The following is a 24,429-nucleotide window of genomic DNA, read 5'->3' on the forward strand; positions in this document are numbered from 1 at the left end:
CACCTTCGTTAACAGCATTTGGCGCGGTCAGCGTGACGGTAGTGGTGTTGTCGGTGCCCGGAGTATCAGTAACGGTGGTATTAACCGGCGCGGTGCCAGGCACCAAATTCTCAAAGTGCTCGCCACCCGTGACGGTCTGAATAGCAGCGGTGACGGTTTGATCACCCTTGTACACATCATCAGGCGCAACAAGCGAAACGCTACCGCTCGACTGATTCACACCGATAGTGATGCTCTGGCCGTTATCGAGCGTGACGGTCAACGGATTGGTGATGTTGGTCACCGGCGCGCCGTTTTTATCCACAAGGCTGGCGGTGTAAACGATGTTGCCGCCTTCGCCAACGGTGGTGGTAGCGGTCAGGACTACGTCGACTTTGTCGATGGTGTCGTTGATCGTGGTGGTCGCACCGTTACCCGCAACTTCCAGTTTTTCGAAGTTACCACCAGTGGTTTCGGTGATCTGAACGGTCTGCGTGCTCTTGTCGATAAACACATCATCGGTAGGCGCAGGCACGGTCACGGTGCCGACGGTGTCGCCAGCCTTGATGGTGATCGACGAGCCGTTATCGAGTTTCAGCGTGACGTCAGTACCGGCCTTGTTGCTCAAGGTCGCGGTGTAGGTAATCTGACCACCTTCATTCGCCTGGGCCGGAGCCGTCAGGGTAACGGTAGTGGTGTTGTCGGTGCCCGGAGTATCAGTAACGGTGGTATTAACCGGCGCGGTGCCAGGCACCAAATTCTCGAAGTGCTCGCCACCCGTGACGGTCTGAATAGCAGCGGTGACGGTTTGATCACCCTTGTACACATCATCCGGCGCAACAACCGAAACGCTACCGCTCGACTGATTCACACCGATAGTGATGCTCTGGCCGTTATCGAGCGTGACGGTCAACGGATTGGTGATGTTAGTCACCGGCGTACCGTTCTTATCCACAAGGCTGGCGGTGTAAACGATGTTGCCGCCTTCACCAACGGTAGGAGTGGCGGTCAGGACTACATCAACTTTGTCGATGGTGTCATTGATCGTAGTGGTCGCGCCGTTGCCTGCAACTTCCAGCTTCTCGAAGTTGCCGCCAGTGGTCTCAGTGATCTGGACAGTCTGAGTGCTCTTGTCGATAAACACATCATCGGTAGGCGCTGGCACGGTCACGGTGCCGACAGTATCGCCAGCTTTGATGGTGATCGATGAGCCGTTATCCAGCTTCAACGTGATGTCACTGCCCGCTCTATTGGAAAGCGTCGCGGTGTACGTAATCTGCCCACCCTCGCTTGCTTCAGCCGGCGCGGTCAGCGTGACGGTCGTGGTATCGACGGAATCGGTAATGGTAGTGAGTGCCGGCGTCGTGCTCGGCACCAGGTTTTCGAAATTGCCGCCGGTTGCACCGGTAATGGTGGTGCTGATGGTGCTGCCATTAACGTAGACATCGTTCGGCGGTGTGTCGACGATGACGCTGCCCACGGACTCGCCGGCCTTGATGGTAATCACCGAGCCATTGCTCAAGGTGACGTTTACCGGGGTTTGCGCCGGGTTGGTCAGGGTCGCGGTGTAGGTGATCTGACCGCCTTCGGTCACGGTCGCGTCGGCTGTCAGCGTAACGGCGGTAGCATCGACCGAATCGGTGATCGTAGTAACGGCAGGCGTCGTGCTCGGCACCAGGTTTTCAAAGTTGCCGCCGGTTGCGCCGGTAATAGTGGTGCTCACGGTCGAACCGTTGACGTAGACGTCATTGGCCGGGGTATCAACTACCACCGTACCTGTCGACTCACCCGCCTTGATGGTAATCACCGAGCCATTGCTCAAAGTGACGTTTACCGGGGTTTGCGCCGGGTTGGTCAGGGTCGCGGTGTAGGTGATCTGACCGCCTTCGGTCACGGTCGAACCGGCCGTCAGCGTGACAGTGGTGGTATCGACCACATCAGTAATGGTGGTGACCGCAGGCGTCGTGCTCGGCACCAGGTTTTCAAAGTTGCCGCCGGTGGCGCCGGTAATAGTGGTGCTCACAGTCGAACCGTTGACGTAGACGTCATTGGCCGGGGTATCGACTACCACCGTACCTGTCGACTCACCCGCCTTGATGGTAATCACCGAGCCATTGCTCAAGGTGACGTTTACCGGGGTTTGCGCAGGGTTGGTCAGAGTCGCGGTGTAGGTGATCTGACCGCCTTCGGTCACGGTCGAACCGGCCGTCAGCGTGACAGTGGTGGTATCGACCGAATCAGTAATGGTGGTGACCGCAGGCGTCGTACTCGGCACCAGGTTTTCAAAGTTGCCGCCGGTGGCGCCGGTAATAGTGGTGCTCACGGTCGAACCGTTGACGTAGACGTCATTGGCCGGGGTATCGACTACCACCGTACCTGTCGACTCACCCGCCTTGATGGTAATCACCGAGCCATTGCTCAAGGTGACGTTTACCGGGGTTTGCGCCGGGTTGGTCAGGGTCGCGGTGTAGGTGATCTGACCGCCTTCGGTCACGGTCGAACCGGCCGTCAAGGTGACGGTGGTGGTGTCGATGGTGTCGGTAATCTGCGTCACGGCCGGGTTAGGGTCGAGGGTCAGCACCAGGTTGTTGCCGCCGGTGGTGCCGGTGACGTTGACGCTGATCTGGCTGGCGTCGAGGTACGGACTGTCGTTAGGCGCCAGGGGCACGTTGACGGTACCGGTCAGTTGGCCGGACGGGATGGTAATGACCGCGCCGTTGGACAAGGTGACGGTCAAGTCGCTGGTCGAGGCCTGGGTCACGGTGGCGGTGTAAGTCAGTACGCCCCCGGCTTCGGTGATGCTTGGGGTGGCGCTCAGGCTCAGGGTCGAAGGCTGCAGCGCCAGGTTGCCGTTACCTGCAGAAGCTTGAGCACCATTAAAGGTATTCAGCGTTGCTGTGCCCTGGCCGATAGGGGCGGTGGGAAAGCCGATGGTCGGATCGACACGCCCGGCGGTCGCGTCCAGCACTACAAAGCTGTGGCCGCCGCCCGCCGCGCCATTACCGGCAGCGGTGGCGCCGGCGGCAGTGGCTTCCAGTTCGGTGGTCGGGTCGGCGCCGGCGGCGATGGCTTGCTGCAGCTCGGCCACCGACGGCGCGGCCTGTTCGGTGGCGGCGGCCAGGTCGGCGGTGGAGTCCGGCATGTCGGCGCTCCACTGGGTGTCGCGACCCAGGTCCAGCGTGCGCCCATCCGCCAGTTCCAGGCTCACTGCGCCCGACAGGCCTGTATCAATCTGGTCGCCCGCGAACAGGCGATCACCCTCAACCAGAACACGGCGTGTCCCTTCCGGAGAAATAACGAACACTTGACCAACAATGCTTTTGACGATGGCAACAACATTGCTCATTAAATATTTCTCCGGCGATCCGTTTCTGATGATTCCATGTGGCCGCTCAAGAGGGAGGGCCAAACAGGAGGGGGCGTAGTCTGAATACTTACTGGCGTCAAATTATTGGCTAGAATTTTTAGCTATCTAGTTTATGCCAAACTATTGACCTTATGGTCGCCATCCTAAACAATCGCCCCCGTAATGTCACATTGATATTTATGCGGCGAACCGTCCTACATGTGTGAAGCAGTTCCGCTTTTTGAACTTTCCGACGTACGGTCATTACGCTAGCCATTATCCGACGCGGCGGCGCCAATCGCTGTGATTTGAGACAAGAAGTCCTGGGGAATTTTTTAATGCGTCTGCACCTGTTCAAGGCAATACCGTTCGTTCTCGCCGCCAGCTTTGTACAAGCCCAGACGCTGCCCCAAGCCATGCAGCAGGCACTGGATGTGCATCCTGAAATTCAGGCGGGTGTAAACAGTCGCATCGCCGCCGATTACCAATTGCGTGCGGCGCAGGGTGGGTATCTGCCGCGTGTCGATTTGAATGCCGGCTATGGCCGTGCAGGCACCGACAACGCGTCCACCCGCGCCACCAATGGCACGGGCGGCAACCACTGGGAAACCCTCAATCGCGGCGAGTCCAGCCTGCGCCTGCAGCAAATGATCTTTGACGGTTTCGCCACTTCCAGCGAAGTCGGGCGTCAACAGGCCAACGTCAACTCCCGCGCCTACTCGCTGCTCGGTACGTCCGAGCGCACCGCGTTGACCGTTGCCCAGGTCTACCTGGAAGTGCTGACCCGTCGTGAGTTCGTGCGCCTGGCCGAAGACAACCTGCGCAACCACGAACGCATTTACGATCAGATCAAGTTGCGCACCCAGCGCGGCGTCGGTAACGGCGCCGACCAGGACCAGGCCGAAGCGCGTCTGGCCCAGGCCCGCAACAACCTGATCACCGAGCAGACCAACCTGGCGGATGCGCAAACCAACTACCTCAGCGCCGTTGGCCAGATGCCCGACCAGCTCGAGCGCCCAGCGCCGTTCATGGCCATGCTCCCGGCCGACCTGAATGAAGCGCGGCGCCAGATGCTCGACAACAGCCCGGTGCTGCGCTCGGCGGAGTCGGACATCTCCGCCGCCGAGCAGCAGTACGCGGCCGCCAAATCCAGCTTCTATCCACGCTTTGACGCCGAGCTTGGCACCAATGCCGACAACAATGTCTCCGGCGACGCCAACCACAGCAACGGTTGGGAAGCCATGGTGCGCATGCGCTTCAACCTGTTCGCCGGCGGCAGCAACAAGGCCGACCTGCAATCGAAGTCGTACCAGGCCAACCAGGCCCTGGACATCCGCAACAACGCCTTGCGCCAGCTCAATGAAGAACTGGGCCTGGCCTGGAACGCCTTGAACAACGCCAACGCGCAACTGCCGGTGGCCCAGCAGTACGTGGACCACAGCACCCGCGTGCGCACGTCCTACCAGCAACAGTTCAGCCTGGGCCAACGTACCCTGCTGGACTTGCTCGACAGCGAGAACGAATTGTTCACCGCTTCGCGTCGCCTGGAAGAGATCAAGAACATTCAGTTATTTACTCAGTACCGAATCAAGGCGACCATGGGCGAATTGCTCAAAAGCCAAGGCGTCGTCGCTCCCATGGCCTCCATCGTGCAAAACGATGTGAAGCCCAAAGTCCAACTGCCTGGAATGAACTGAGTCACCCCATAGCCCCATCTGTTAGTCGAGAGTGCACCGCGTGGAATCCGAAGTCAGTCGAGTTCATCTCAGTCATGATCCACGCACGCTGCACGACGACCCGTTACTCGACGGCTTGTTGGCACTCTGCGCCCTGCATCAGAAACCGGCCAGCGCGGCCATGCTCACCACCGGCCTGCCGCTGCCTTCGCAGCGCCTGAGTGCCGAGTTGCTGCCACGTGCAGCGGCGCGCGCCGGGCTGCAGGGACGGCTGCTGCAACGCAGGCTCGAACAGATCCCGACCATCGCGTTACCGGCGCTGCTGCTGCTCAAGGACGGGCGCAGTACCGTGCTGGTCGGCTGGGAGGGCGACGATCAGGCGCGGGTGCTGCTCAGCGAAAGCGATGGCGGTGAAGTGCTGATCAAGCGCGAGTTGCTGGTCGACGACTACACCGGCAAGGTCTTCTTTGCCCAGCCGCAGCACAAGTTCGACGTCAATCACGGCACCTTGATTCCCCGAGCGCGATCCTGGTTTCGTGACACGCTCAAGCGTTCGCGCTGGCTGTATACCGATGCCATCGCCGCCAGTTTCCTGATCAACATCATCGCCATGGCCGCGCCGCTGTTCGTGATGAACGTATACGACCGCGTGGTGCCGAACCAGGCCACTTCTACGCTGTGGGTGCTGGCCGTGGGCATCTGCGGTGCGTATCTGTTCGACCTGGTGCTCAAGAGCCTGCGCAGTCTGTGCCTGGACCTGGCCGGTAAAAAAACCGACCTGATCATCTCCGCCACCTTGTTCGAGCGCATCGTCGGCATGTCGATGAAGTACCGCCCGGCGCGCGTCGGCAGCTTTGCGCAGAACATCCATGAGTTCCAGAGCCTGCGCGACTTCCTCGCGTCGCTGACCCTCACCAGCCTGATCGACCTGCCGTTCACGCTGCTGATCTTCCTGGTGATCGCCCTGCTTGGTGGCCACCTGGTGTGGATTCCGGTGCTGGCGTTCCCGATTGCCCTGGGGATCGGCTACGCCTTGCAAAAACCTTTGGTCGCGACCATGGAACGCACCATGGCCCTCGCCGCCGAACGCCAGTCGAGCCTGATCGAAACCCTCGCCGGGCTGGATGCGGTCAAGGTCAACAATGCCGAGAGCGAACGCCAGTACGGCTGGGAACAGACCATCGGCACCTTGAGCCGGCTCGAGCTGCGGGTGAAGCTGCTGTCGGGCCTGTCGATGAACATGACCCTGCTGATCCAGCAACTGGCCGGCGTGATCATGATCGTGTTCGGCGTGTACCAGATCATCGACGGCAACCTGAGCATGGGCGGCCTGATCGCCTGCTACATGCTCAGCGGCCGTGCCTTGAGCCCGCTGGCCTCGCTGTCGGGCCTGCTCACGCGCTACCAGCAAGCCAAGGTCACCATGACCTCGGTCGACCAGATGATGGAACTGCCCCAGGAGCGCAATTTCGAAGAGCGCCCCATGAGCCGTCGCACCCTGCAAGGCGCCATCGAGTGCCGGGGCCTGAATTTCACCTACCCGAACCAACAGAATCCGGCGCTGAAAAACATCAACCTGGTGATCAAGCCAGGGGAAAAGATCGGCATCATCGGTCGCAGCGGCTCGGGCAAAAGCTCCCTGGCCAAATTGATCGTCGGCCTGTATCAACCCGACTCCGGCGCGTTGCTGGTGGACGGCGTGGACGTGCGCCAGATCGACGTCAGCGAACTGCGCCATAACATCGGCTACGTCGCCCAGGACATCCAACTGCTGGCCGGCACCCTGCGTGACAACCTGGTCAGCGGTGCGCGCTACGTCGAAGATGAGATGGTCCTGCAAGCCGCCGAACTGGCCGGTGTGCACGAATTCGCCCGCCTGCATCCGCAAGGCTATGAACTGCAGGTCGGCGAGCGTGGGCAGAACCTGTCCGGTGGCCAGCGACAGAACGTCGCCCTGGCCCGTGCGCTGCTGCTCAACCCGCCCATCCTGCTGCTGGACGAACCCACCAGCGCCATGGACAACACCGGTGAAGAACGCTTGAAACAACGCCTGCATGCCGTGGTGCAAAACAAGACCGTCGTCCTGGTGACGCACCGTGCCTCGCTGCTGTCCCTGGTGGACCGCCTGCTGGTGATCGACCGTGGGCAGATCCTCGCGGACGGCCCGAAAGCCGTGGTCATGGAAGCGTTGAAGAAGGGGCAGATCAGTGTCGCTTAACGCCATCAAGAGCGCGGTCGGGCGCTACTTCAAAGGTTCCGACTCGCTGCAGGGCCAGCCGCTGCCCGAGGTCAACAAAGCGCTGATCGAAGATGCGCCGCGGGTCATCCGCCTGACCATCTGGGCCATCATCGCGTTCTTTGTATTCCTGGTGGTGTGGGCAGGTTTCTCCGAAATCGACGAAGTGACCCGAGGCGACGGCAAGGCGATTCCGTCGTCCAAGCTGCAGAAAATCCAGAACCTGGAAGGCGGTATCGTCGCCGAGTTGTACGTCAAGGAAGGTCAGATCGTCGAGGCCGGTGCGCCGTTGATTCGCCTGGACGATACGCGGTTCGTGTCCAACGCCGGGGAAACCGAAGCGCTGCGCCTGGCCATGCAACTGCGCGTCGAGCGTCTGAGTGCGCAGGTGGACGACCGCCCGCTGAACATTCCCGACGATGTACTCAAGGCCGCGCCCAGCCAGGCCGCCAACGAGCGCTCACTGTACGAAAGCCGCCGCCAGCAGTTGAAAGACGAAGTTGGCGGTTTGCAGGAGCAACTGGTGCAGCGCCAACAGGAGTTGCGTGAGTTCACCTCCAAACAAAGCCAGTACCGCAGCCAGTTGTCCCTGCAACGCCAGGAAATCAACATGTCCGAGCCGCTGGTGGCCCAGGGCGCGGTGTCGCCGGTGGAAGTGCTGCGCCTCAAGCGCGCTGAAATGGAAACCCGAGGCCAGCTGGACGCCACCACCCTGGCGATCCCCCGCGCCGAATCGGCGATCAAGGAAGTGCAGCGCAAGATCGACGAAACCCGCGGCAAGTTCCGCAGCGAAGCCCTGACCCAACTCAATGAAGCGCGCACCGAACTGAACAAGGCCGAATCCACCGGCCGCGCCCTGGAAGACCGCGTCAGCCGCACCCTGGTCACCTCGCCGGTGCGCGGCATCGTCAAGCAACTGCTGGTCAACACCGTCGGCGGCGTGATCCAGCCGGGCAGCGACATGGTCGAAATCGTGCCGCTGGACGACACCCTGCTGGTGGAGGCCAAGATCCGCCCGCAAGACATCGCCTTCCTGCACCCTGGGCAAGAAGCGGTGGTCAAATTCACCGCCTATGACTACACCATCTACGGTGGCCTGAAGGCCAAGCTCGAACGCATCGGCGCCGACACCATCACCGATGAAGACAAGAAAACCACTTACTACATGATCACCCTGCGCACCGACCGCAGCCACCTGGGCACCGATGAAAAGCCGCTGCTGATCATCCCCGGCATGGTCGCCTCGGTAGACATCATCACCGGCAAGAAAAGCATCCTCAGCTACCTGCTCAAGCCGATCATCAAGGCGCGGGCGGAGGCGTTGCACGAGCGGTAATCTCTATAGGCTGCTTGCCCCCGATAGGGCCATCAGCATCACCCCATGCATATGGATATGCCCTAACAGTATTTAAACTTCCATTCCCAGGCCTATAAATTCACTCCCCCGTCCGCCGGAAGTGAACCCAATGTCCGCCACCCCCCAACCCTTCGACATCCGCCCCTTCCCCGGCAGTGTCGGCGCCGAAATCATCGGCCTGGATCTATCCCAACCTATCAACGACCAGGACTTCGCCCGCATCCACCGCGCGCACCTGGACCACCACGTCATCGTGTTTCGCGACCAGCGCATCACCCCTGAACAACAGATCACCTTCAGCCGGCGCTTCGGCGTGCTGCAAATCCACGTGCTCAAGCAGTTCCTGCTGGCCAACCACCCGGAAATCCTGATCGTCTCCAACATCATCGAAAACGGCCAGTCCATCGGCCTGGGCGATGCGGGCAAGTTCTGGCACTCGGACCTGTCGTACAAGGAACTGCCCAGCCTGGGCTCGATGCTGCATGCCCAGGAACTGCCGTCCGAAGGCGGCGACACCCTGTTTGCCGACATGCACAAAGCCTGGGAGCAACTGCCCGAGCACCTGCGCAACGCCGTCGAAGGGCGCCGCGCCGCGCATTCCTACACTGCGCGTTACAGCGAAACCAAATTCGAAGGCAACTGGCGCCCGACCCTGACCCCGGAACAGCTCGCCCAGGTGGCCGAAGTGGTGCACCCCATCGTGCGCACCCACCCGGAAAACGGCCGCAAGGCGCTGTTCGTCAGCGAAGGCTTCACCACCCGCATCGTCGGCCTGCCGGATGACGAAAGCCGCGACCTGCTGGCCCAGCTCTATGCCCACAGCGTGCTGCCGGAAAACATCTACCGCCATCAGTGGCAGCCCCACGACCTGGTGTTCTGGGACAATCGCTCGCTGATTCACCTGGCCGCCGGTTGCCCGAGCCATCTGCGCCGCAAATTGTTGCGCACCACCATCCAGGGCGATGCGCCTTTCTGAAACGGTGAAGCCTGCTAGGATTGCGCCCAGTTCACTCCCCATCAACCACGAGTGCTTGGCATGCAACTACCGGACATGAACCTGCTGGTCGCCCTCGACGCCTTGCTCGATGAAGGCAGCGTGGTGGGCGCGGCGCGGCGGATGAACCTGAGCCCGGCGGCCATGAGCCGCACCCTCACGCGGATCCGCGATGCGGTCGGCGATCCGATCCTGGTCCGCGCCGGCCGCGGCCTGGTGCCGACGCCCAAGGCGCTTGAGCTGCAAGGCCAGGTGCGCAACGTGGTGGAGCAGGCAGCGTTGCTGTTTCGCTCGGCCGACCAGGTGGACTTGAGCACCTTGCGCCGCCGCTTCAGCGTGCGCGCCAATGACTTTTTCATCGGCGTGTATGGCGGGCGACTGTTCGACACCATGCAAAGAGTGGCGCCGCTCTGCGAGCTGCGCTTCGTGCCCGAAGGCGATACCGACGACGAAGCGCTGCGCGAAGGGCGGTTGGACTTGCGGGTGAGCAATACCCTGCCGGCGAGCCCCGAAGCGAAGGTGCAGAACCTGTTCTCCACCACCTTCGTCGGCCTGGCGCGGGAAGATCATCCGCTGTTCGACGCAGAGATCACCGCCGCGCGGTTTGCCAGCTATTCCCACATCAGTATCTCGCGGCGCGGCATCGCCCGTGGGCCCATCGATACCGCGTTGAATGCCCAGGGCCTGGAGCGCCGCGTGGCTATGATCGCCCCAGGCTTCCACGGTGCAATGTTCATGCTGCCCGACTCCGACCTGCTGCTGCCGGTGCCCAAGGAAGCGCTCCTCAGCGCCAGGCGCCTGAATCTGCCGCTGCGCGCATTCCCCCTGCCAATCTCATTGCCGACGCTGGTGTTGGCCCAATCCTGGCACCCACGTTTCGACAAAGACCCGGCGCACAAATGGCTGCGCGAAACCATGCGCGAAAGCTGCCACGCCACCTGGCTCGAAGCCCAGCCCAGCTGAAATCCCAAGCCATGCCGGGTCAAATGTGGGAGGGGGCTTGCCCCCGATTGCGGTATGACAGCTACCCCATATGAACCTGATACACCGCTATCGGGGGCAAGCCCCCTCCCACATTTTAAGCCCTGCGGTATTATGTGGATTGCGTCTGACGCACTTATAAGCTGACAACAAGTAACTTTTTGTCATGGTAGAGCCTGATTAAACTGCTCGGGTATTTCCCATTCCGAGTTACCTGTCCATGACATCCCTCGCTGCTCCCGCCCTCGAGGCCGCAGCCAAACCCACTGCGCCCAGCCCACCGGTGTTCGGTCCGCGCATCATTATCGGCCTGGTCGGCGTGTTGCTGGCGGTGCTGGTGTCCGGCCTCAACGAGATGGTCACCAAGGTCGCCCTCGCTGATATCCGTGGTGCGCTGTACATCGGTTTTGACGAAGGCACCTGGCTGGTCGCGGCCTACACCGCCACCTCCGTGGCCGCGATGGCGTTCGCACCGTGGTGTGCGGTGACGCTCTCGCTGCGCCGTTTTACCCTGTGTGCCATCGGCTTGTTTACCCTGCTCGGCATCCTCTGCCCGTTCGCACCGAACTACGAAAGCCTGCTGCTCCTGCGCACGGTGCAAGGCTTGGCCGGTGGCGCGTTGCCGCCGATGCTGATGACCGTGGCGCTGCGGTTCCTGCCAGCCAACGTCAAGTTATACGGCTTGGCCGGGTATGCCCTGACGGCCACCTTCGGCCCGAGCCTGGGTACGCCGCTGGCGGCGCTGTGGACCGAATACGTCGGCTGGCAATGGGCGTTCTGGCAGATCGTCGGGCCCTGCCTGTTGGCGATGGCCGCCGTGGCCTACGGCTTGCCGCAGGATCCGTTGCGCCTGGAGCGTTTCAAACAGTTCAATTGGCGCGGTCTGCTGTTGGGCTTCCCGGCAATCTGCATGCTGGTCATCGGCCTGTTGCAAGGCAACCGTCTGGACTGGTTCGAGTCGGGCCTGATCACCTTCCTGCTCAGTGGTGGGTCGGTGCTCATGGTGTTGTTCATGCTCAATGAATGGTCGCAGCCGCTGCCATTCTTCAAGTTGCAGATGCTTGGCCTGCGCAACCTGTCGTTTGCGTTGATCGTGCTGGCCGGCGTGTTGATGGTGTTGACCTCGGTCATCATCATCCCGTCGAGTTTTCTCGCTCAGGTCCAGGGTTACCGCCCCCTGCAAACCGCGCCGGTGATGCTGCTGATGGCCGTGCCGCAGCTGATCGCGCTGCCGCTGGTGGCCGCGCTGTGCAACCTGCGCCGGGTCGATTGCCGCTGGGTGCTGGGCATCGGTCTCGGCATGTTGGTGCTGTGCTGTATCGGCAGTTCGCACCTCACCTCGGCGTGGATTCGCGATGATTTTTATGGCTGGTACCTGCTGCAGATTTTCGGCCAGCCGATGGCCGTGTTGCCGCTGCTGATGCTGTCCACCGGCAGTATCCAGCCCATCGAAGGGCCGTTCGCCTCGGCGTGGTTCAACACCGTAAAGGGCCTGTCCGCCGTGATCGCCACCGCTGTGCTGGATACGCTGACCACCCAGCGCGGGCATTTTCACTCGACCATGCTGGTGGACCGCCTGGGCAACTCGCCCCTGGCCGACGGCGACGCGCCGGGCCTGGCGCACCGCCTGCACGAGCAAGTCGTGGTGCTCACCTCTTCGGATCTGTATGCCGTCATGGCCGGTGTCGCGGTGGCGCTGATCCTGCTGATCTTCTGGATGCCCACGCGGATTTTTCCGCCTCGCGCACCGACCTGAACCCAAGGATTTCTCATGAAACGCAAAGACAAAATAGCCGTCTCCGTTATCGCTGTGTTTGCCGTCGGCGTGCTGGTGTACCTGGTTGCGCCAGGCCTTCTGAGCAGCCGGAGCCAGACCACCAACGACGCCTTCGTCGCCGCCGATTTCACCCTGGTCGCCCCCCGCGTGGCCGGGTTCATCAAGGAAGTGTTGGTAGAAGACAACCAGCGCGTCAAAGCCGGCCAGCTGTTGGCGCTGATCGACGACCGGGATTTTCGCGCCGCCGCCCAGGCCGCCGACGCCGACACGTTGGTCGCCCAGGCCCAACTGAAAAACGCCACCGCGACGCTGGAGCGCCAAAGCTCGGTGATCGCCCAGGCCCAGGCCACCGTGGCGGCGGACCGTGCCGAAGTGGCGTTTGCCGAACACGAGCTGAACCGCTACAACCACCTCGCCGGCGTCGGCGCGGGCACCGTGCAGAACGCCCAGCAAGCCAAGACCCGCATCGACCAGGCCACCGCGCGCCTGGCCAAATCCACAGCGGTGCTGGCCGCCGAACGCAAGCAAGTGGAAATCCTCACGGCTCAGCGCGATGCCGCCGACGGCGGGCTCAAGCGCGCCCAGGCCGCGCTGGAAATGGCCAGCTATCAGCTGTCCTACACGCGCATCGTCGCGCCGGTGGACGGCATGGTCGGTGAGCGGGCGGTACGGGTCGGCGCCTATGTGACACCGGGCAGCAAGATCCTCGCGGTCGTGCCGCTGGCCGAGGCCTATGTCGTGGCCAATTTCCAGGAGACGCAACTGTCGCACATGCATGCCGGCCAAGCCGTGCAAGTGCGTGTCGACAGCCTCGATGGCGAGTTGCTCAACGGTCACCTGGAGAGCCTGGCGCCGGCCACCGGGGTGACCTTCGCCTCGGTCAAGCCGGACAACGCCACCGGCAACTTCACCAAGGTGGTGCAGCGCATTCCGGTGAAGATCGTGCTTGAGCCCAATCAGCCGCTGACCGAGCGCCTGCGCGTCGGTATGTCGGTGGAGGCCAGCGTCGACACACAGGCGGTCGCGCCACACCATGAGGTGGCCCAGCAATGAAACATGTCGCCTGGCTCACCTTGAGCCTCATCAGCCTGAGTGCCTGCACCGTCGGCCCGGATTTCCAACGGCCGCAAGGCCCGCAAGTCGCCCAATGGAGTGAGCCCCAGGGGCGTCAGGCGGCCAGTCGTGCCAGCAGCGACCCGTTGCAGGAGCGCTGGTGGGACGTGTTCCACGACGAACAGTTGTCAGCGCTCACACGTCGTGCCCTCAGCGATAACCTCGACCTGAAACTGGCCAGCAGCCGCCTGCAACAAAGCCGCGCCGTGCGTCAGGTGACTACCGCCGAACGTTACCCCGGCGTCGATGCGGGCGGCGGTTACCAGCGCAAGCGCAACAGCGCCAAAGGTTTGAACGACCCCTCCGGCGAGAACGGCCGCTCGGCCTTCAGCCAATGGGACATGGGCTTTTCCGCTGCCTGGGAGTTGGACTTCTGGGGCCGGGTCAGGCGCGAGACCGAAGCCGCCGACGCCACCCTGGACGTCGCCGAAAACGACCGTCGCGCCGTGCTGCTGTCGGTACTGGCCGAGACCGCACAGGATTACATCCAACTGCGCGGCGTACAGAACACCCGCGCTGTCACCGAGCAAAACCTCGACGTCGCCCGCCACAGCCTCAAGCTCTCGCAACTGCGCCTGGCCGACGGCGTGGCGACCGACCTGGACGTGGCCGAAGCCGCCGCCCAGGTGGCCGCCATCGAAGCGCGCCTGCCTGATCTGCAGCAGCGCCAGGATCAATTGATCAACGCCCTGAGCCTGCTGATGGGCGAGCCGCCGCAAGCCCTGCACGCGCAACTGTCCAAGGACGCCGCCGTGCCGCAGACCCAGCGCCAGGTCGCCATCGGCCTGCCGTCGGAACTGGCCGAGCGCCGCCCGGACATCCGCCAGGCCGAAGCCCGTTTGCACGCCGCCACTGCCAGCATTGGCGTGGCCAAGGGTGATTTCTACCCGCGCATCACCCTGTCCGGCAGCCTAGGCTCCCAGGCCATGCAACTCTCGGACTTCGGCTCCTGGGGCTCGCGCGCCTTCGCCTTCGGCCCGCAATTGAGCCTGCCGCTGTTCAACGGCGGGCGCCTGCAAGGCATGGTGGATTTGCGTGAAGCCCAGCAACAGGAAGCGGCGATTTCCTACCAGCAAACCGTGCTGCGCGCCTGGCATGAAATCGACGACCAACTGACCCGCTACAACGCCAGCCAACTGCGCCGCGACAGCCTGGCCGAAGCCGTGCACCAGAACCAGATCGCGCTCGCCACCGCGCAACACCAATACGTCGAAGGCGTGGCCGATTTCGTCAATGTGCTCACCGTACAAAGCGCGCTGCTGGCGACCCAGGAACAATGGGTGGAAAGCTCTACGGGCGTTTCCTTGGCCATGGTTGGCTTGTACAAGGCGTTGGGAGGAGGGTGGGAGTCGGTGTATCCGTTGCAAGCGCTTCACTGATGACGGTGGGAAGTCGAGCGAGCCTTGAACGTGACGTCGTTTTCAGTTGCGCACCCGTCAAGGGTGCGCTCTGTTGCCGGCGGGTGGTGCTGCCATCAGTTGCGATTCAAACCGGGTGCATACATTAGACAGCATGCGCACATCGGCACCGCTACAGCCCGCCGCTTCAAAAAACCCGGAAGCCTCCCGCACGACCGCATAGACGTCAGTGACGATGGATCTTGCTTCATCCATTCCCAACCCAAAACGCTCGGGCGTACTGAGCAAATTGCTGACCGACGATACCCTGCCCTCATTCCCGATGATGAGCGCCTGCAAGCCTAGCTGCGTGGGGTGCGGCAATATGTCGAATACCGGTGCGAGGGAATAGCCCGAAGCGCTGGTCAACAGCAGTCCGGTTTGTTTCAGGTGGTCGTCGCTATTGCCGATGAGCACATTGAACGCCATACGCCTGTAAAGCTCACGCATGTCCAACGTTGCATCGTCGCTGACCTTCTTCAAAACGTCGGCGATTCTGGAATAGGAAGCGGCACCGTCAACCGCGTCAACTCGCATTCTCGGCTTCTCGGTACTTACCAAAGAATTGCAGCTGACATAGTGTTCGCGACCAGCGCCTTCATGCCGGTCAAAACGCTCGACCATCAAAACCGGTTTGCCGGCGACCTCTACCAACTTGTGCCCGGCTGCGGGCAGCCCCGCCGCATCCGCCATTTGAAGGCTGGCAAATTCCGCACGTGGCTGATCGAAAACATCATCGCTACGGCCGAGTTTGGCAATCCATTCCTTGCCTTCATGAGTCACCGTGACCTTTGGCCTGGCGCCGCCCATGGAGCTGCCAAACTCAAATAGCCGTGCGATTTCCACGGGCAGGTCCACCTCACCCTTCTCGACTCGATCAAGGCCTACCATGATCTTCTCAAGATCTTCGAATTGCGGTGGCTGGTGCAGGGTCGGCAACAGATTTCTTGAAGCACTGAACAGCAGGCAACCCACTCCCGCACCCCGCGAGGCAAGCAGCCATTCAACTTCGTTTTGTGGATGCTGTTTGTGGGTCGCCAGCAGAACACACCGCCCCCAATTGTCCGGCGTTGCGTCGTCAAGCACCCCGAACATGCGCGTCGAGGAATACTGATTACGGGTCAGGGGCACGTTCAGCGGGTCAATCGCGAATGCGTCGGACCGCGCGAGCCAACTATTGGCGTAGCGAAAAACGAACCCACCGGCGTGCATGGCCACTTCGCCCACAGGGACCGGATCACCGACTGAGTGAGCTGAAAAAACAAAGGCATTACCAATCGGCTTCCAGGACATCAGGGTCTCCTTCAGTGCGAATTCGCTCAGGCTCACGGGCGAGGCTCATGGTCATCCCAACTTGGTCGAGTTCCGGCGACGCGATGCTCGCCATACCTTCCTCCAGGTCCATCGCGCTAAGCACATTCATCAGCACACCGAGGGATACGCCTGCCTCGCCCTGTCTCAGCCGCTGATACGTCTGCCTTGTGATGCCCGCACGACTGCATATTGTGGAAATTTTCAGTCGACGACGAAGGCGGGCTATTTCGATACCGTTTCCGATACCTTTTATCAGCTCGTCGCTTCTTTCTGAGAGGTACCCTTTATGAGGGTTGGGTCTGCCAGTGCTTTGCATGATATATCACTCATTAATGCCGTTAGAGTAACTTATATCATCTTCGGGTAGCTATGCCATAAATCCGGCTCAACACTGGTTTTATCGAGCCGGAACACTCAACGATTCTGCAAAAACACCACATACCCCCGAAACCACTCACTTTCCTGCAAATACCCCGGCGCCTCCCACTCTCCACCCTGAATCAAGCCGACCTTGAACGGCACGCCCATCCGGTTCATCCGTGGCAGATAGGCCGCGTAGTCGGGGATGCTGTGGCGTCCCTGATACGTCTGCACCACCACTTCATCCACCACGCCCTTGAGCTGGGCGATGGCGGCCGGGTCGGCGTTGCTGCTCCAGTCCATCAGGCCGGTGATGCTCAAGCGCAGGTCGGCCGGCAAACGCTGGCGCAGATCGCGCAGGAAGGCGGCGTATTCGTGCAGGTACTGGGTGCGGGCGTCGAAGTCGATCTGGATGCCGATCACCGGGTTGCCCGCGTCACGCCAGCGTTGCACCTGGCCGAGCAGTTGGGTGTAGACCGGCTCCGGCCAGTGCAAGGTGTGGGCGCGGTAGACCACCCAGATAGTGCCCTGGGTGATACGCGGCACGCTCATGCCCTGGGCGATCAGTTGCACGCCACGTTGCGGTGCGCGGCGCGTGGAGTTGATCTGGCCCTGGAGGATGTACAGGGTTTTGGCCTGCTTGATCACCGGCTGGGGCGTGACGCCGCTCCACAACCAGAAGGCGTCGTAGTCACGGGCGTCGACGGCGCCGAAGGCCGGGCTCGCCAGCAACAGCACGCCCAGCCACAGCGACTTCACCAGTAGTACTGCAGCGATTTGCCCCACTGCGTGTCGGCGTAACCGCTCTTGAGCTGGCGGAACCAGCCTTTGCGCACGGCCGGCGCCACGTCTTCACCGCCGCAACTGTTGTAGCCGGCCGGCGCGTAGCAGTTGATGGCGCGAAACAGTGCGTAGGCCTTGTCGGTTTTCGGTGCCTTGGCGTTGGCGATCACCTGCTTGTAGCCGTCCAGGCGCGAGAAGGTCTCACCCTTGAAGTCCGAGGCGGTGCTGCCCAGGCTGCCGGCTGCGCGGGGGTGTTCCAGCGGCATGCCGTCCAGGCCGTTGCGCAGGATGAACTCACCGAAACAGTTCAGGGCGTGCGGGTTTTTTGCATCCTGCTGCAGGGTCGCGGCGGTTTGCGCGATACTTGGGCAGGCGTAGCCGGATTCGGCCTTGTCACCGTTCCACTGGAACAGCTTCAAGGTCTGGCCGCTGGTGTAGGTGTAGCCCAGGCTGGTGCCGAGCTTGTCTTCGGACAACGAGGCTTGCTTGAGGTCGTCGGCAAAGGTCGCGAACTGGTTGTGCAGCAGGTCTTTGTAGAGCAGCACGAATTGCGCGCTCTGGCGTTCCGTCGGGTCGCTGGCGTTGGCGATCTGCTGGCGCAACAGGTCGGGGCCGGCGACGTTGCGCAGCAGGATGTAGCGCACCTGTTTGGCGCTGATCGGCGAGTCGGCGGCAAATACCTTGGCCAGTTGGCCGCTGCGCTCGTAGTTCATCGCCAGGGCCAGCTCCAGCTGGTCGCGTTGCAGCGGTTGCGTGGCCAGCGGCAGCAATTGCAGCCACAGGGCTTGCGCACCTGCCCAGTCTTGTTTGGCTTCCAGGGCCAGGGCGCGCAGGGTTTGCTGGCTGAAGGCGAAATAGTCCAGGGTTGACGGCACGTCCGCCGGCAGATGCTTGAGGGCAGTGTCGGGTTGATGCTCGACATACAGCGCATACGCCGCTTGCAGGTAGTCGAACAACGCCGGCTCGTTGACGAAGGTGCTCTTTTGCTTGTCGAGGTCTGCGCGGCTCAACAGGGGCGGGGTGTGGGCACGCATCGCCATCAGGTCGCTGACCACTTGCAGCATCGGGCTGTTCGTCGACGTGTTGCCGGCCATCAGTAACTTGAGGTCGGCTTCTTCGACCAATTCGTCCACGCTCACATTGCGCTGGGCGTCGGTGGCCTCGGTCAGTTGCCAGGTGAAGTCTTCGGCAAGCCGGGCATCGTCGTTTGCCAGCCAGTGCACACGGCGCAGCAGGCCACGGGCGGAGGCAACGTAATCGCCTTGTGGATAGGTTTTCAGGTAAGCGAGAAAGCCTTGTTCGGCGTCGTTCAACGCGGGCTTGTCCACATGCTCGCGCTGCGGCATGCCGTATTCGTCGAAGGCTTGGGCCTGGGCCTGGTTCAGCGAGGTGCGCGCGGTCATGTACAGCGCAGTTTCCTTCAGCCAGGGCGCATCGCTGCTCGCGGCGGCGGCGAAACCGCGCTCGGCGTCACCGAAGCGGCCACTGTAGAAGTCAGCGGCGGCCTGCAAATAAGTGCGAAACCGTTGGGCGTTGGCCGAGGGCGTCAACTGCGCGTCCACCACCTGGCCGTCCCAGTCACAGGTTGTCAGCAGCTGCAAACGTGCTTTGACCAATACGTCGCGCTCAGCCGGCGGCATATCGGCTTTGATCACCTGGCTGATAAACGCCGTGGCGCTGTCGTCATCGTTGCTGCGGCAACGGCTGCCTTCACCGTTGAGGAAGGCTTCGCCGGCGGTCTTGTATTCCTCGCGCTTGACGCCCAGCGGCTGGAGCAGGGTGTCGAGCTCGGCAGTGCGTGAATCGTCCGCCTGGTTATCCGGCTCACCGCTCGCGGCTGGAATCGGCACCAGGCGATACACCGGAAACGGCACCGGGCCGAAGCCTTGGGCCAAATCGTCCTCGCCCAAGGCATTGGGCGTCAGCGGCGCGGCTTTTTTGTCGGCCAGCAACAGGCGCAGGTTGACCCGGCTATCGTTGCCCGGGCTGAGAAAGGGTTGGTTGCTGCAGGGTTCGAGACTGTCACGCGAGACCCGCCAGTCGGGGTAGCACGAGTCGTCGGAGCTGGCCTGGGCCGCCAGGGGAATACCGGCCAGCAGGGCCAGAGCCAGAGGTGACAGCAAACCGATGCGCATAACGTTTCCTTGATCCTGAGTCCGTGGAGGAGGGCAATCATAGCCTGATCCTACGAGTGCTTCGGTGAAGGCCTACGCAAATTGTTGATTTGTCTGATTCCAGCAACGGGCCCTTGGCTTTTGGCCTAAAGTGGCGGGGTTTGCGCATGCGCAGTGTTTGTCCTGTAGAGGGCAGTCGTAACGGAGTCGATATGCGTCGGTCTGCGGTAGAGCAAAATGAAAAAGTCCGGGCCTTGCCTGCGTTCAATCGCCTGACCCGGGAGGGCGCCGGCTGGCTCAGCCGCCTCTGGTGGGTGCCGATCCTGGCGCTGGCCATGGCCCTGCGGTTCTACCACCTGACGTCGGCGGCGATCTGGGGTGATGAAGGCTCGAGCCTCCTGCTCAGCGAATATGCGCTGGCCGACCTGTGGTTTCACGCCGGCCACGATGTGCATCCGCCGCTGTATTTTGTGCTGCTGCGCGGCTGGATCGAAGTGTTTGGCGACAGCATCTGGTCGATCAGGAGCATGAGCGCCATCACCGGTGCCGTCGTGGTGGGCCTGGGGATCTGGCTGACGCGGCAACTGTCCACCCGTCGCGCCGCACTGCTGGCCGGCATCCTGCTGGCGCTGCTGCCGACGGCGGTGCGCTACAGCCAGGAAGTGCGCATGTATTCGCTGCTCGGCGTATGGCTGTTGGGGGCTACGCTGGCGCTGGTCTACTGGATGCGCCAACCCGCGCGCACACGTTACCTGGCCGCTTATGTGCTGTTGATGAGCGCCGGTTTCTACACCCATTACTTCACCGCGTTGTGTGTGCTGGTGCACTGGGCGTACCTGGGGCTGCAGCCGCCAGGCCAGCGTCTGATCACGCGCCCGGCGTGGTGGGTGGCCAACGCCACGATTGTGTTGTTGTACCTGCCCTGGCTGCCGAACCTTCTGGACCTGGTGCAGCACGTTGAACAGCTCAAGGTAGGCGGGGACATTGGTTGGGAAGAGCCGGTCAACCTGCTGTCCTTGCCCTCGATGATCTGGCAGTTCGTGTTGCAGGATGAAGGCGTTGATTTCTGGGCGCCGCTGTTCTGGATCTTTCCGCTGTTGTTGGTCGCGGTGGTTCTGGTGACGGCATGGCGCAACCCCGGGGCCCATTTGCCTGCATTGTTTTTCTTGCTGCCATTGCTGTTGGTGTACGGCGTGTCGTTTATCTCGCCGGTCTTTATCGAGCGCTACCTCACGGTGTATGCCCTGGGTTTGCCAATCACCCTTGCGCTTGCCATCGACCGCTTGCCGTCACGCCTGTCATGGTTGGGCGCAGCGCTGTTAGTGCTGTTTGTCGGCATGGAATTGCTGGGCCTGAAGAACAACTTCGAGGTGGATGAGCAGGATCAATTCAACGTGCCGGTAGAGTTCGTCAATCGCAATTACCAGGAGGATGACCGTATCGTCCTCAGCGACATGATGTGGTACCTCAGCTACGTGTATTACGACCAGACCGACGCTCAACTTCAACTCTACACACCGCCCAAACCCGACGGCACCCCGACGCGACCGAATGCCTACGGTTTCGGTACGCTGGTGGATCAGGATGGCGGACGCATCTACCTCGAACGTCTATCCGCATTGCCGGCCACCACCCGTCGCGTGTGGCTGATCAGCAGCAACGAAGCACCCGACGACTTTGCCCCGTTGCCCGAAGGCTGGCGCGAACTCAGCCGTCAGGACGGCGGCGGTGCACGAGCGCGTCTGTTCGTGCTGTGCAATGTGCCGGCGCCACAACCCGAGGGTTGCCGCTAGACTGTCTTGAACACGCCTATGAGGAACCCACATGGAATCGCCAGTGCACAACCTGCCGGCCTTGTTCAAACAGCTTGGCCTGGCAGATGACCCGGTCAGCATCGAGAAATTCGTCGCCGTGCATTCACCGCTCAAGCCCGAGCTGAAACTGGCGGATGCGTTTTTCTGGAGCGAGGGTCAGAAGGCGTTTTTGCGTGAGGAGATACTGGAGGATGCGGATGGGCGGTGGTGGTGGATGAATTGAATGTGATGTTGCGGGGTGGGCGAGGGGTGTAAAAAACTGAGCAGAAAGGCCAAAACTTGAAAAAAAGTGATGAGGCTTGAAAAAATCTAGGCTTTAATCGCGCAAGTGAACTTTTTATGAGGTTGCGCGATGTCTTTGGTCGGCTATGCCCATCTTCACCAACTCCTCGGGTTGAAAGCCATTGCGCCTGCTCGTTCAGCGATGGTCAAGCCCGTCACTCGCATCTCGTTGATTGGCGATTGCCTTGCTGTTCCCCAAACGGTTGCGCCTGCAGCCGATTCGGTGCTCGACCATATTCTTTTTGCCCTCAAGCACGAAGGTATAAATCTCGCAATTCTCGCTCAGGCACTTGACTCGGTCAGCGCAGATCAATTGCTGCAAGAGCTGGATAAAGCACCTAACGGCGTATTCATCCGCAAGGCCTGCTATTTGTGGGAAGGCCTGACGCTGCAACGGCTCGATTACAGCAAGCCTATCAACAGCCGAGTTTCTCCCCTGTTTGATCCGCAACGCTACGTAACGGGGCCGTCTACACGCAATTCCCGCTGGCGTATCGACTTCAACGGTTTGGGCTCATTGGCCTATTGCGTGACAGTCGAGCGTACGTCTGAAATTGACGCCTTATTGAGTCTCGACATACTGGGCCGCGCCAAATCCTTCATGGCCACCCTCCCACCCGAAATGATGGACCGCGCCATCCAGTGGGCGTACCTGCACGAAACCCGCGATTCATTTGCCATCGAAAAAGAACAACCCAGCGAAGAAAAATCCCGTCGCTTCGTTCAACTCCTGCGCCAGGCTCACGAAGGCCGTTTGCTCACCGAGGACTACTTGGTCGAGCTGCAAAACAGCACCGTCTCCAACCCCTTCGACAAAGCCGTCGCGTTTCGCCACGAACAGAACCACCTGCACAACGGGCTGCGCGGCGCAGCCGGTGTGAGCTACGTACCGCCAGCCCCCGCGCTTTGCCAGGAATTGATGGAAGAGCTGATGGCCTTCGCCAACCAGCCCGTGCGAGACGTCGATCCTTTGGTTGCGGCGGCGGTCACCGCTTTCGGCTTCGTGTTCCTGCACCCGTTCATGGACGGTAATGGCCGCCTGTCTCGCTTCCTGATCCACCAGACGCTTTGCCACTATGGCGCACTGGGAAATGGCTTGTTGCTACCGGTCTCCGTCGCCATGAAGCACGAAGAGCAAGCCTATCTGGAGGCACTCAAGACCTTCTCCCAGCCGACGCGGGAATTCTGGAACGTTACTTGGTTGGACGCCGACCACATGGCGTTCGACTTCATCGGTCACCCCTCGATCTACCGCTACTGGGACGCCACCCGCTGCGTCGAATTCACCCTGCAAATGGCCCGCCGCGCACTGGAAGTCGAACTGCGCGAAGAAACCGAATTCCTCGACCGCTACGACCGTGTGATCAAGGCAGTGAATCAACGCTACGACGTGCGTGGCAGTGATTTGTCGAAGCTGGTGATGATGTGCCTGGATAACGAGGGCAAGCTTTCCAAGTATCGGCGCAAGCAGTTTCAGTACAGCGTGGCGGAGGAGGTGTTTGGGTTTATTGAGGAGGAGGTGGGGCGGGTGATTGAGGAATGTGGCAATCAGCCCTCGCCCATCTGAGGCATCAATGTGGGATGTAACTTTCTGGTGGCCAGTGGCGAGCTGTATGCACCAGAGCCACAATCCTCACTACGTCGGGCTCAACTTGATAAACAAGGCGGTAGCTCGGGTGCGGAATGATTTCGCGTGTTCCCGCAATCCGGCCTATTGGGCCAATTTCGGGGTTATGTGCTAATCCAAGTGCTGCCATGCTGAAGCGCCGGTCCATGTCGGCTGCGGCTTGTGGGTTTTTCTCAAACAGAAAATCCCAGATATCTCTACGATCCTGCCCTGCCTCGGGCGTCCACGCGACCCTCATCCCTGACTATCTACTTGAGCGCGCCTGGCTGCGAATTCAGCTTCCAAATCTTCATTGGAAACCTCTCGGCCTGCGCGAATGGATGCACGAGAAGCATCAACTTTGCGTTGCAAAAACTCATCGTACTCTCGCGAGTGCTGCTGGGCCTGAACGAATTCACGCATCATTTCGCGTACGATTTGCGATGCAGGACGATGAGAGGCTTCGCATTCAGCCATGAACTGGTCGCGAAGCTCTGGTTCAAGCTTCATTGTAAAAACGGCTAATTTGGACATCAGCGATTCCTCCGGAATGGTATGAACAAAGTATATACATCATCATTACCGAATGGCGTTTGGAAAAAGCTGAGACGACTGACGGTAGAGATCAATATGTTGGTTGCACAGCCTCAACCATCCCCCTATAGTTCGCCCCGTCGCCGCACATCGGCGATCGGATTTGGCGATCCGAAATTCTGTGACGCGTTACAGCGTTCCTACCCCGTGCGTTTTTCCTTGGATGAAGGCATTGGGTTCTATGGCGGCTGTGCGCGGGAGATCTTCGGATCTGCCGGGTTTCACAGATAACCGGTTCGCCAACCTGCGTACAGCTGCCACCCTTATTCGTTTGGCGACGGGAGAAGGTGGTTCAAATCCTTATCTGTGAGGTTTATCGATGGACCAATACAAGCCGCTTCAAACCAACCCCACCAGCGTTCCCGTCCTGGCTTTCAACACCTTTGCCCCCTCGCATTTGCTCCACGAAACAGCTCGCAGTCGCGTGCGTATCGGTACTGAGCTGTTGGCGACCCTCGCCTCATCAAGCGACAACCCAAACCTCCATCACTTGGTCACTGCCGCATTGGTCTCACTGCGCGATGGCCTGGACATGCTGGGCGAGATCCAGCGTCGCCTGGATGGTCAGGCTGAAAAATAGCCCGGGCATCCGACGCTGATCCAAATGTGGGAGGGGGCTTGCTCCCGATGAGGGTGTGTCAGTAAATGCATCAGTGGCTGACCCATCGCCATCGGGCAAGCCCCCTCCCACATTCGCCCTGCAGTG

At 61.1% G+C, this 24,429-nt stretch carries 18 protein-coding genes and 1 pseudogene; 12 read left to right on the forward strand and 7 right to left on the reverse strand.

Going from position 1 to position 24,429, the window contains the following annotated elements; all coding sequences use genetic code 11:
- On the reverse strand, positions 1-3,325 hold a 3,325-nt coding region (locus PspCFBP13528_RS06720), incomplete at its 3' end, for a retention module-containing protein (protein ID WP_137199850.1).
- 338 nt (positions 3,326-3,663) lie between these two features.
- Between PspCFBP13528_RS06720 and PspCFBP13528_RS06725 the strand changes: the two genes are divergently transcribed.
- The 8 genes from PspCFBP13528_RS06725 (at position 3,664) to PspCFBP13528_RS06760 (ending at position 14,838) form a co-directional block, all read left to right on the forward strand.
- Complete coding sequence (locus PspCFBP13528_RS06725) at positions 3,664-5,022, forward strand: TolC family outer membrane protein (protein ID WP_065949908.1); 1,359 nt, start codon at positions 3,664-3,666, stop codon at positions 5,020-5,022.
- 40 nt (positions 5,023-5,062) lie between these two features.
- Complete coding sequence (locus PspCFBP13528_RS06730) at positions 5,063-7,219, forward strand: type I secretion system permease/ATPase (RefSeq protein ID WP_137199851.1); 2,157 nt, start codon at positions 5,063-5,065, stop codon at positions 7,217-7,219.
- Complete coding sequence (locus tag PspCFBP13528_RS06735; RefSeq protein WP_065949910.1) at positions 7,209-8,573, forward strand: HlyD family type I secretion periplasmic adaptor subunit; 1,365 nt, start codon at positions 7,209-7,211, stop codon at positions 8,571-8,573. Before PspCFBP13528_RS06730 ends, PspCFBP13528_RS06735 begins: the two co-directional genes overlap by 11 nt.
- 130 nt (positions 8,574-8,703) lie before the next feature.
- Positions 8,704-9,570 carry a TauD/TfdA family dioxygenase gene (locus PspCFBP13528_RS06740; protein WP_065949911.1) on the forward strand — a complete coding sequence of 289 codons (867 nt, stop codon included), beginning with the start codon at positions 8,704-8,706 and terminating at the stop codon, positions 9,568-9,570.
- Positions 9,571-9,630: 60 nt separating this feature from the next.
- Entirely contained in the window at positions 9,631-10,551 is a 921-nt protein-coding gene (locus tag PspCFBP13528_RS06745; RefSeq protein ID WP_065949912.1) for a LysR family transcriptional regulator, read from the forward strand.
- Between the two features lie 238 nt (positions 10,552-10,789).
- Complete coding sequence (locus PspCFBP13528_RS06750) at positions 10,790-12,325, forward strand: MFS transporter (protein WP_137199852.1); 1,536 nt, start codon at positions 10,790-10,792, stop codon at positions 12,323-12,325.
- Positions 12,326-12,340: 15 nt separating this feature from the next.
- Positions 12,341-13,399 carry an HlyD family secretion protein gene (locus PspCFBP13528_RS06755; protein WP_101220783.1) on the forward strand — a complete coding sequence of 353 codons (1,059 nt, stop codon included), beginning with the start codon at positions 12,341-12,343 and terminating at the stop codon, positions 13,397-13,399.
- A complete protein-coding gene (locus PspCFBP13528_RS06760) occupies positions 13,396-14,838 on the forward strand; it encodes an efflux transporter outer membrane subunit (RefSeq protein ID WP_137199853.1) in 1,443 nt (480 codons plus the stop codon). The genes PspCFBP13528_RS06755 and PspCFBP13528_RS06760 overlap by 4 nt, the downstream gene beginning before the upstream one ends.
- A gap of 57 nt (positions 14,839-14,895) precedes the next feature.
- Here the strand turns inward: PspCFBP13528_RS06760 and PspCFBP13528_RS06765 are convergent, their stop codons facing one another.
- The 4 genes from PspCFBP13528_RS06765 to PspCFBP13528_RS06780 all read right to left on the reverse strand — a co-directional run bounded on the left by PspCFBP13528_RS06765 (position 14,896) and on the right by PspCFBP13528_RS06780 (position 19,448).
- Positions 14,896-16,149, reverse strand: a complete 1,254-nt coding sequence (locus PspCFBP13528_RS06765) for a type II toxin-antitoxin system HipA family toxin (RefSeq protein ID WP_137199854.1) — start codon at positions 16,147-16,149, stop codon at positions 14,896-14,898.
- Positions 16,127-16,486: a helix-turn-helix domain-containing protein gene (locus PspCFBP13528_RS06770; protein ID WP_065949916.1), complete on the reverse strand. Its 360-nt coding sequence runs from the start codon at positions 16,484-16,486 to the stop codon at positions 16,127-16,129. The genes PspCFBP13528_RS06765 and PspCFBP13528_RS06770 overlap by 23 nt, the downstream gene beginning before the upstream one ends.
- Positions 16,487-16,584: 98 nt before the next feature.
- Positions 16,585-17,289, reverse strand: a complete 705-nt coding sequence (locus PspCFBP13528_RS06775; RefSeq protein ID WP_065949917.1) for a DUF3142 domain-containing protein — start codon at positions 17,287-17,289, stop codon at positions 16,585-16,587.
- Complete coding sequence (locus tag PspCFBP13528_RS06780; RefSeq protein ID WP_137199855.1) at positions 17,286-19,448, reverse strand: outer membrane assembly lipoprotein YfiO; 2,163 nt, start codon at positions 19,446-19,448, stop codon at positions 17,286-17,288. Before PspCFBP13528_RS06780 ends, PspCFBP13528_RS06775 begins: the two co-directional genes overlap by 4 nt.
- A 191-nt stretch (positions 19,449-19,639) precedes the next feature.
- On the opposite strand from PspCFBP13528_RS06780, the gene PspCFBP13528_RS06785 reads away from it, so the two are divergent.
- The 3 genes and pseudogenes from PspCFBP13528_RS06785 (at position 19,640) to PspCFBP13528_RS06795 (ending at position 23,090) form a co-directional block, all read left to right on the forward strand.
- Positions 19,640-21,220 (forward strand): glycosyltransferase family 39 protein, encoded by a 1,581-nt coding sequence (locus tag PspCFBP13528_RS06785; RefSeq protein ID WP_137199856.1) that lies wholly within the window; start codon positions 19,640-19,642, stop codon positions 21,218-21,220.
- 31 nt (positions 21,221-21,251) lie between these two features.
- Positions 21,252-21,496 (forward strand): annotated as a pseudogene (locus tag PspCFBP13528_RS06790) (DUF2789 domain-containing protein).
- A 97-nt stretch (positions 21,497-21,593) separates the two neighbouring features.
- The gene (locus tag PspCFBP13528_RS06795; RefSeq protein WP_137199857.1) at positions 21,594-23,090 is read left to right on the forward strand and encodes a Fic family protein; all 1,497 of its coding nucleotides are present in this window, start codon (positions 21,594-21,596) and stop codon (positions 23,088-23,090) included.
- Between the two features lie 4 nt (positions 23,091-23,094).
- Here the strand turns inward: PspCFBP13528_RS06795 and PspCFBP13528_RS06800 are convergent, their stop codons facing one another.
- Both PspCFBP13528_RS06800 and PspCFBP13528_RS06805 read right to left on the reverse strand, forming a co-directional pair.
- Entirely contained in the window at positions 23,095-23,388 is a 294-nt protein-coding gene (locus tag PspCFBP13528_RS06800) for a type II toxin-antitoxin system RelE/ParE family toxin (RefSeq protein WP_083217921.1), read from the reverse strand.
- Positions 23,385-23,663: an antitoxin gene (locus PspCFBP13528_RS06805; RefSeq protein WP_032878500.1), complete on the reverse strand. Its 279-nt coding sequence runs from the start codon at positions 23,661-23,663 to the stop codon at positions 23,385-23,387. Before PspCFBP13528_RS06805 ends, PspCFBP13528_RS06800 begins: the two co-directional genes overlap by 4 nt.
- Positions 23,664-24,042: 379 nt before the next feature.
- On the opposite strand from PspCFBP13528_RS06805, the gene PspCFBP13528_RS06810 reads away from it, so the two are divergent.
- On the forward strand, positions 24,043-24,303 hold the full coding sequence (locus PspCFBP13528_RS06810; RefSeq protein ID WP_065949922.1) for a hypothetical protein: 261 nt from the start codon (positions 24,043-24,045) through the stop codon (positions 24,301-24,303).
- Positions 24,304-24,429 lie beyond the last annotated feature (126 nt).

It is taken from the genome of Pseudomonas sp. CFBP13528 (assembly GCF_005233615.1).
GTDB lineage: Bacteria > Pseudomonadota > Gammaproteobacteria > Pseudomonadales > Pseudomonadaceae > Aquipseudomonas > Aquipseudomonas fluorescens_AM.

Excerpts from the sequence above, each read along its gene's own strand:
- PspCFBP13528_RS06725 (WP_065949908.1), top strand. The coding sequence starts at position 3,664 with ATGCGTCTGCACCTGTTCAAGGCAATACCGTTCGTTCTCGCCGCCAGC.
- PspCFBP13528_RS06740 (WP_065949911.1), top strand. The coding sequence starts at position 8,704 with ATGTCCGCCACCCCCCAACCCTTCGACATCCGCCCCTTCCCCGGCAGT.
- PspCFBP13528_RS06745 (WP_065949912.1), top strand. The coding sequence starts at position 9,631 with ATGCAACTACCGGACATGAACCTGCTGGTCGCCCTCGACGCCTTGCTC.
- PspCFBP13528_RS06750 (WP_137199852.1), top strand. The coding sequence starts at position 10,790 with ATGACATCCCTCGCTGCTCCCGCCCTCGAGGCCGCAGCCAAACCCACT.
- PspCFBP13528_RS06755 (WP_101220783.1), top strand. The coding sequence starts at position 12,341 with ATGAAACGCAAAGACAAAATAGCCGTCTCCGTTATCGCTGTGTTTGCC.
- PspCFBP13528_RS06760 (WP_137199853.1), top strand. The coding sequence starts at position 13,396 with ATGAAACATGTCGCCTGGCTCACCTTGAGCCTCATCAGCCTGAGTGCC.
- PspCFBP13528_RS06765 (WP_137199854.1), bottom strand. The coding sequence starts at position 16,149 with ATGTCCTGGAAGCCGATTGGTAATGCCTTTGTTTTTTCAGCTCACTCA.
- PspCFBP13528_RS06770 (WP_065949916.1), bottom strand. The coding sequence starts at position 16,486 with ATGCAAAGCACTGGCAGACCCAACCCTCATAAAGGGTACCTCTCAGAA.
- PspCFBP13528_RS06780 (WP_137199855.1), bottom strand. The coding sequence starts at position 19,448 with ATGCGCATCGGTTTGCTGTCACCTCTGGCTCTGGCCCTGCTGGCCGGT.
- PspCFBP13528_RS06785 (WP_137199856.1), top strand. The coding sequence starts at position 19,640 with ATGCGTCGGTCTGCGGTAGAGCAAAATGAAAAAGTCCGGGCCTTGCCT.
- PspCFBP13528_RS06795 (WP_137199857.1), top strand. The coding sequence starts at position 21,594 with ATGTCTTTGGTCGGCTATGCCCATCTTCACCAACTCCTCGGGTTGAAA.
- PspCFBP13528_RS06800 (WP_083217921.1), bottom strand. The coding sequence starts at position 23,388 with ATGAGGGTCGCGTGGACGCCCGAGGCAGGGCAGGATCGTAGAGATATC.
- PspCFBP13528_RS06805 (WP_032878500.1), bottom strand. The coding sequence starts at position 23,663 with ATGTCCAAATTAGCCGTTTTTACAATGAAGCTTGAACCAGAGCTTCGC.
- PspCFBP13528_RS06810 (WP_065949922.1), top strand. The coding sequence starts at position 24,043 with ATGGACCAATACAAGCCGCTTCAAACCAACCCCACCAGCGTTCCCGTC.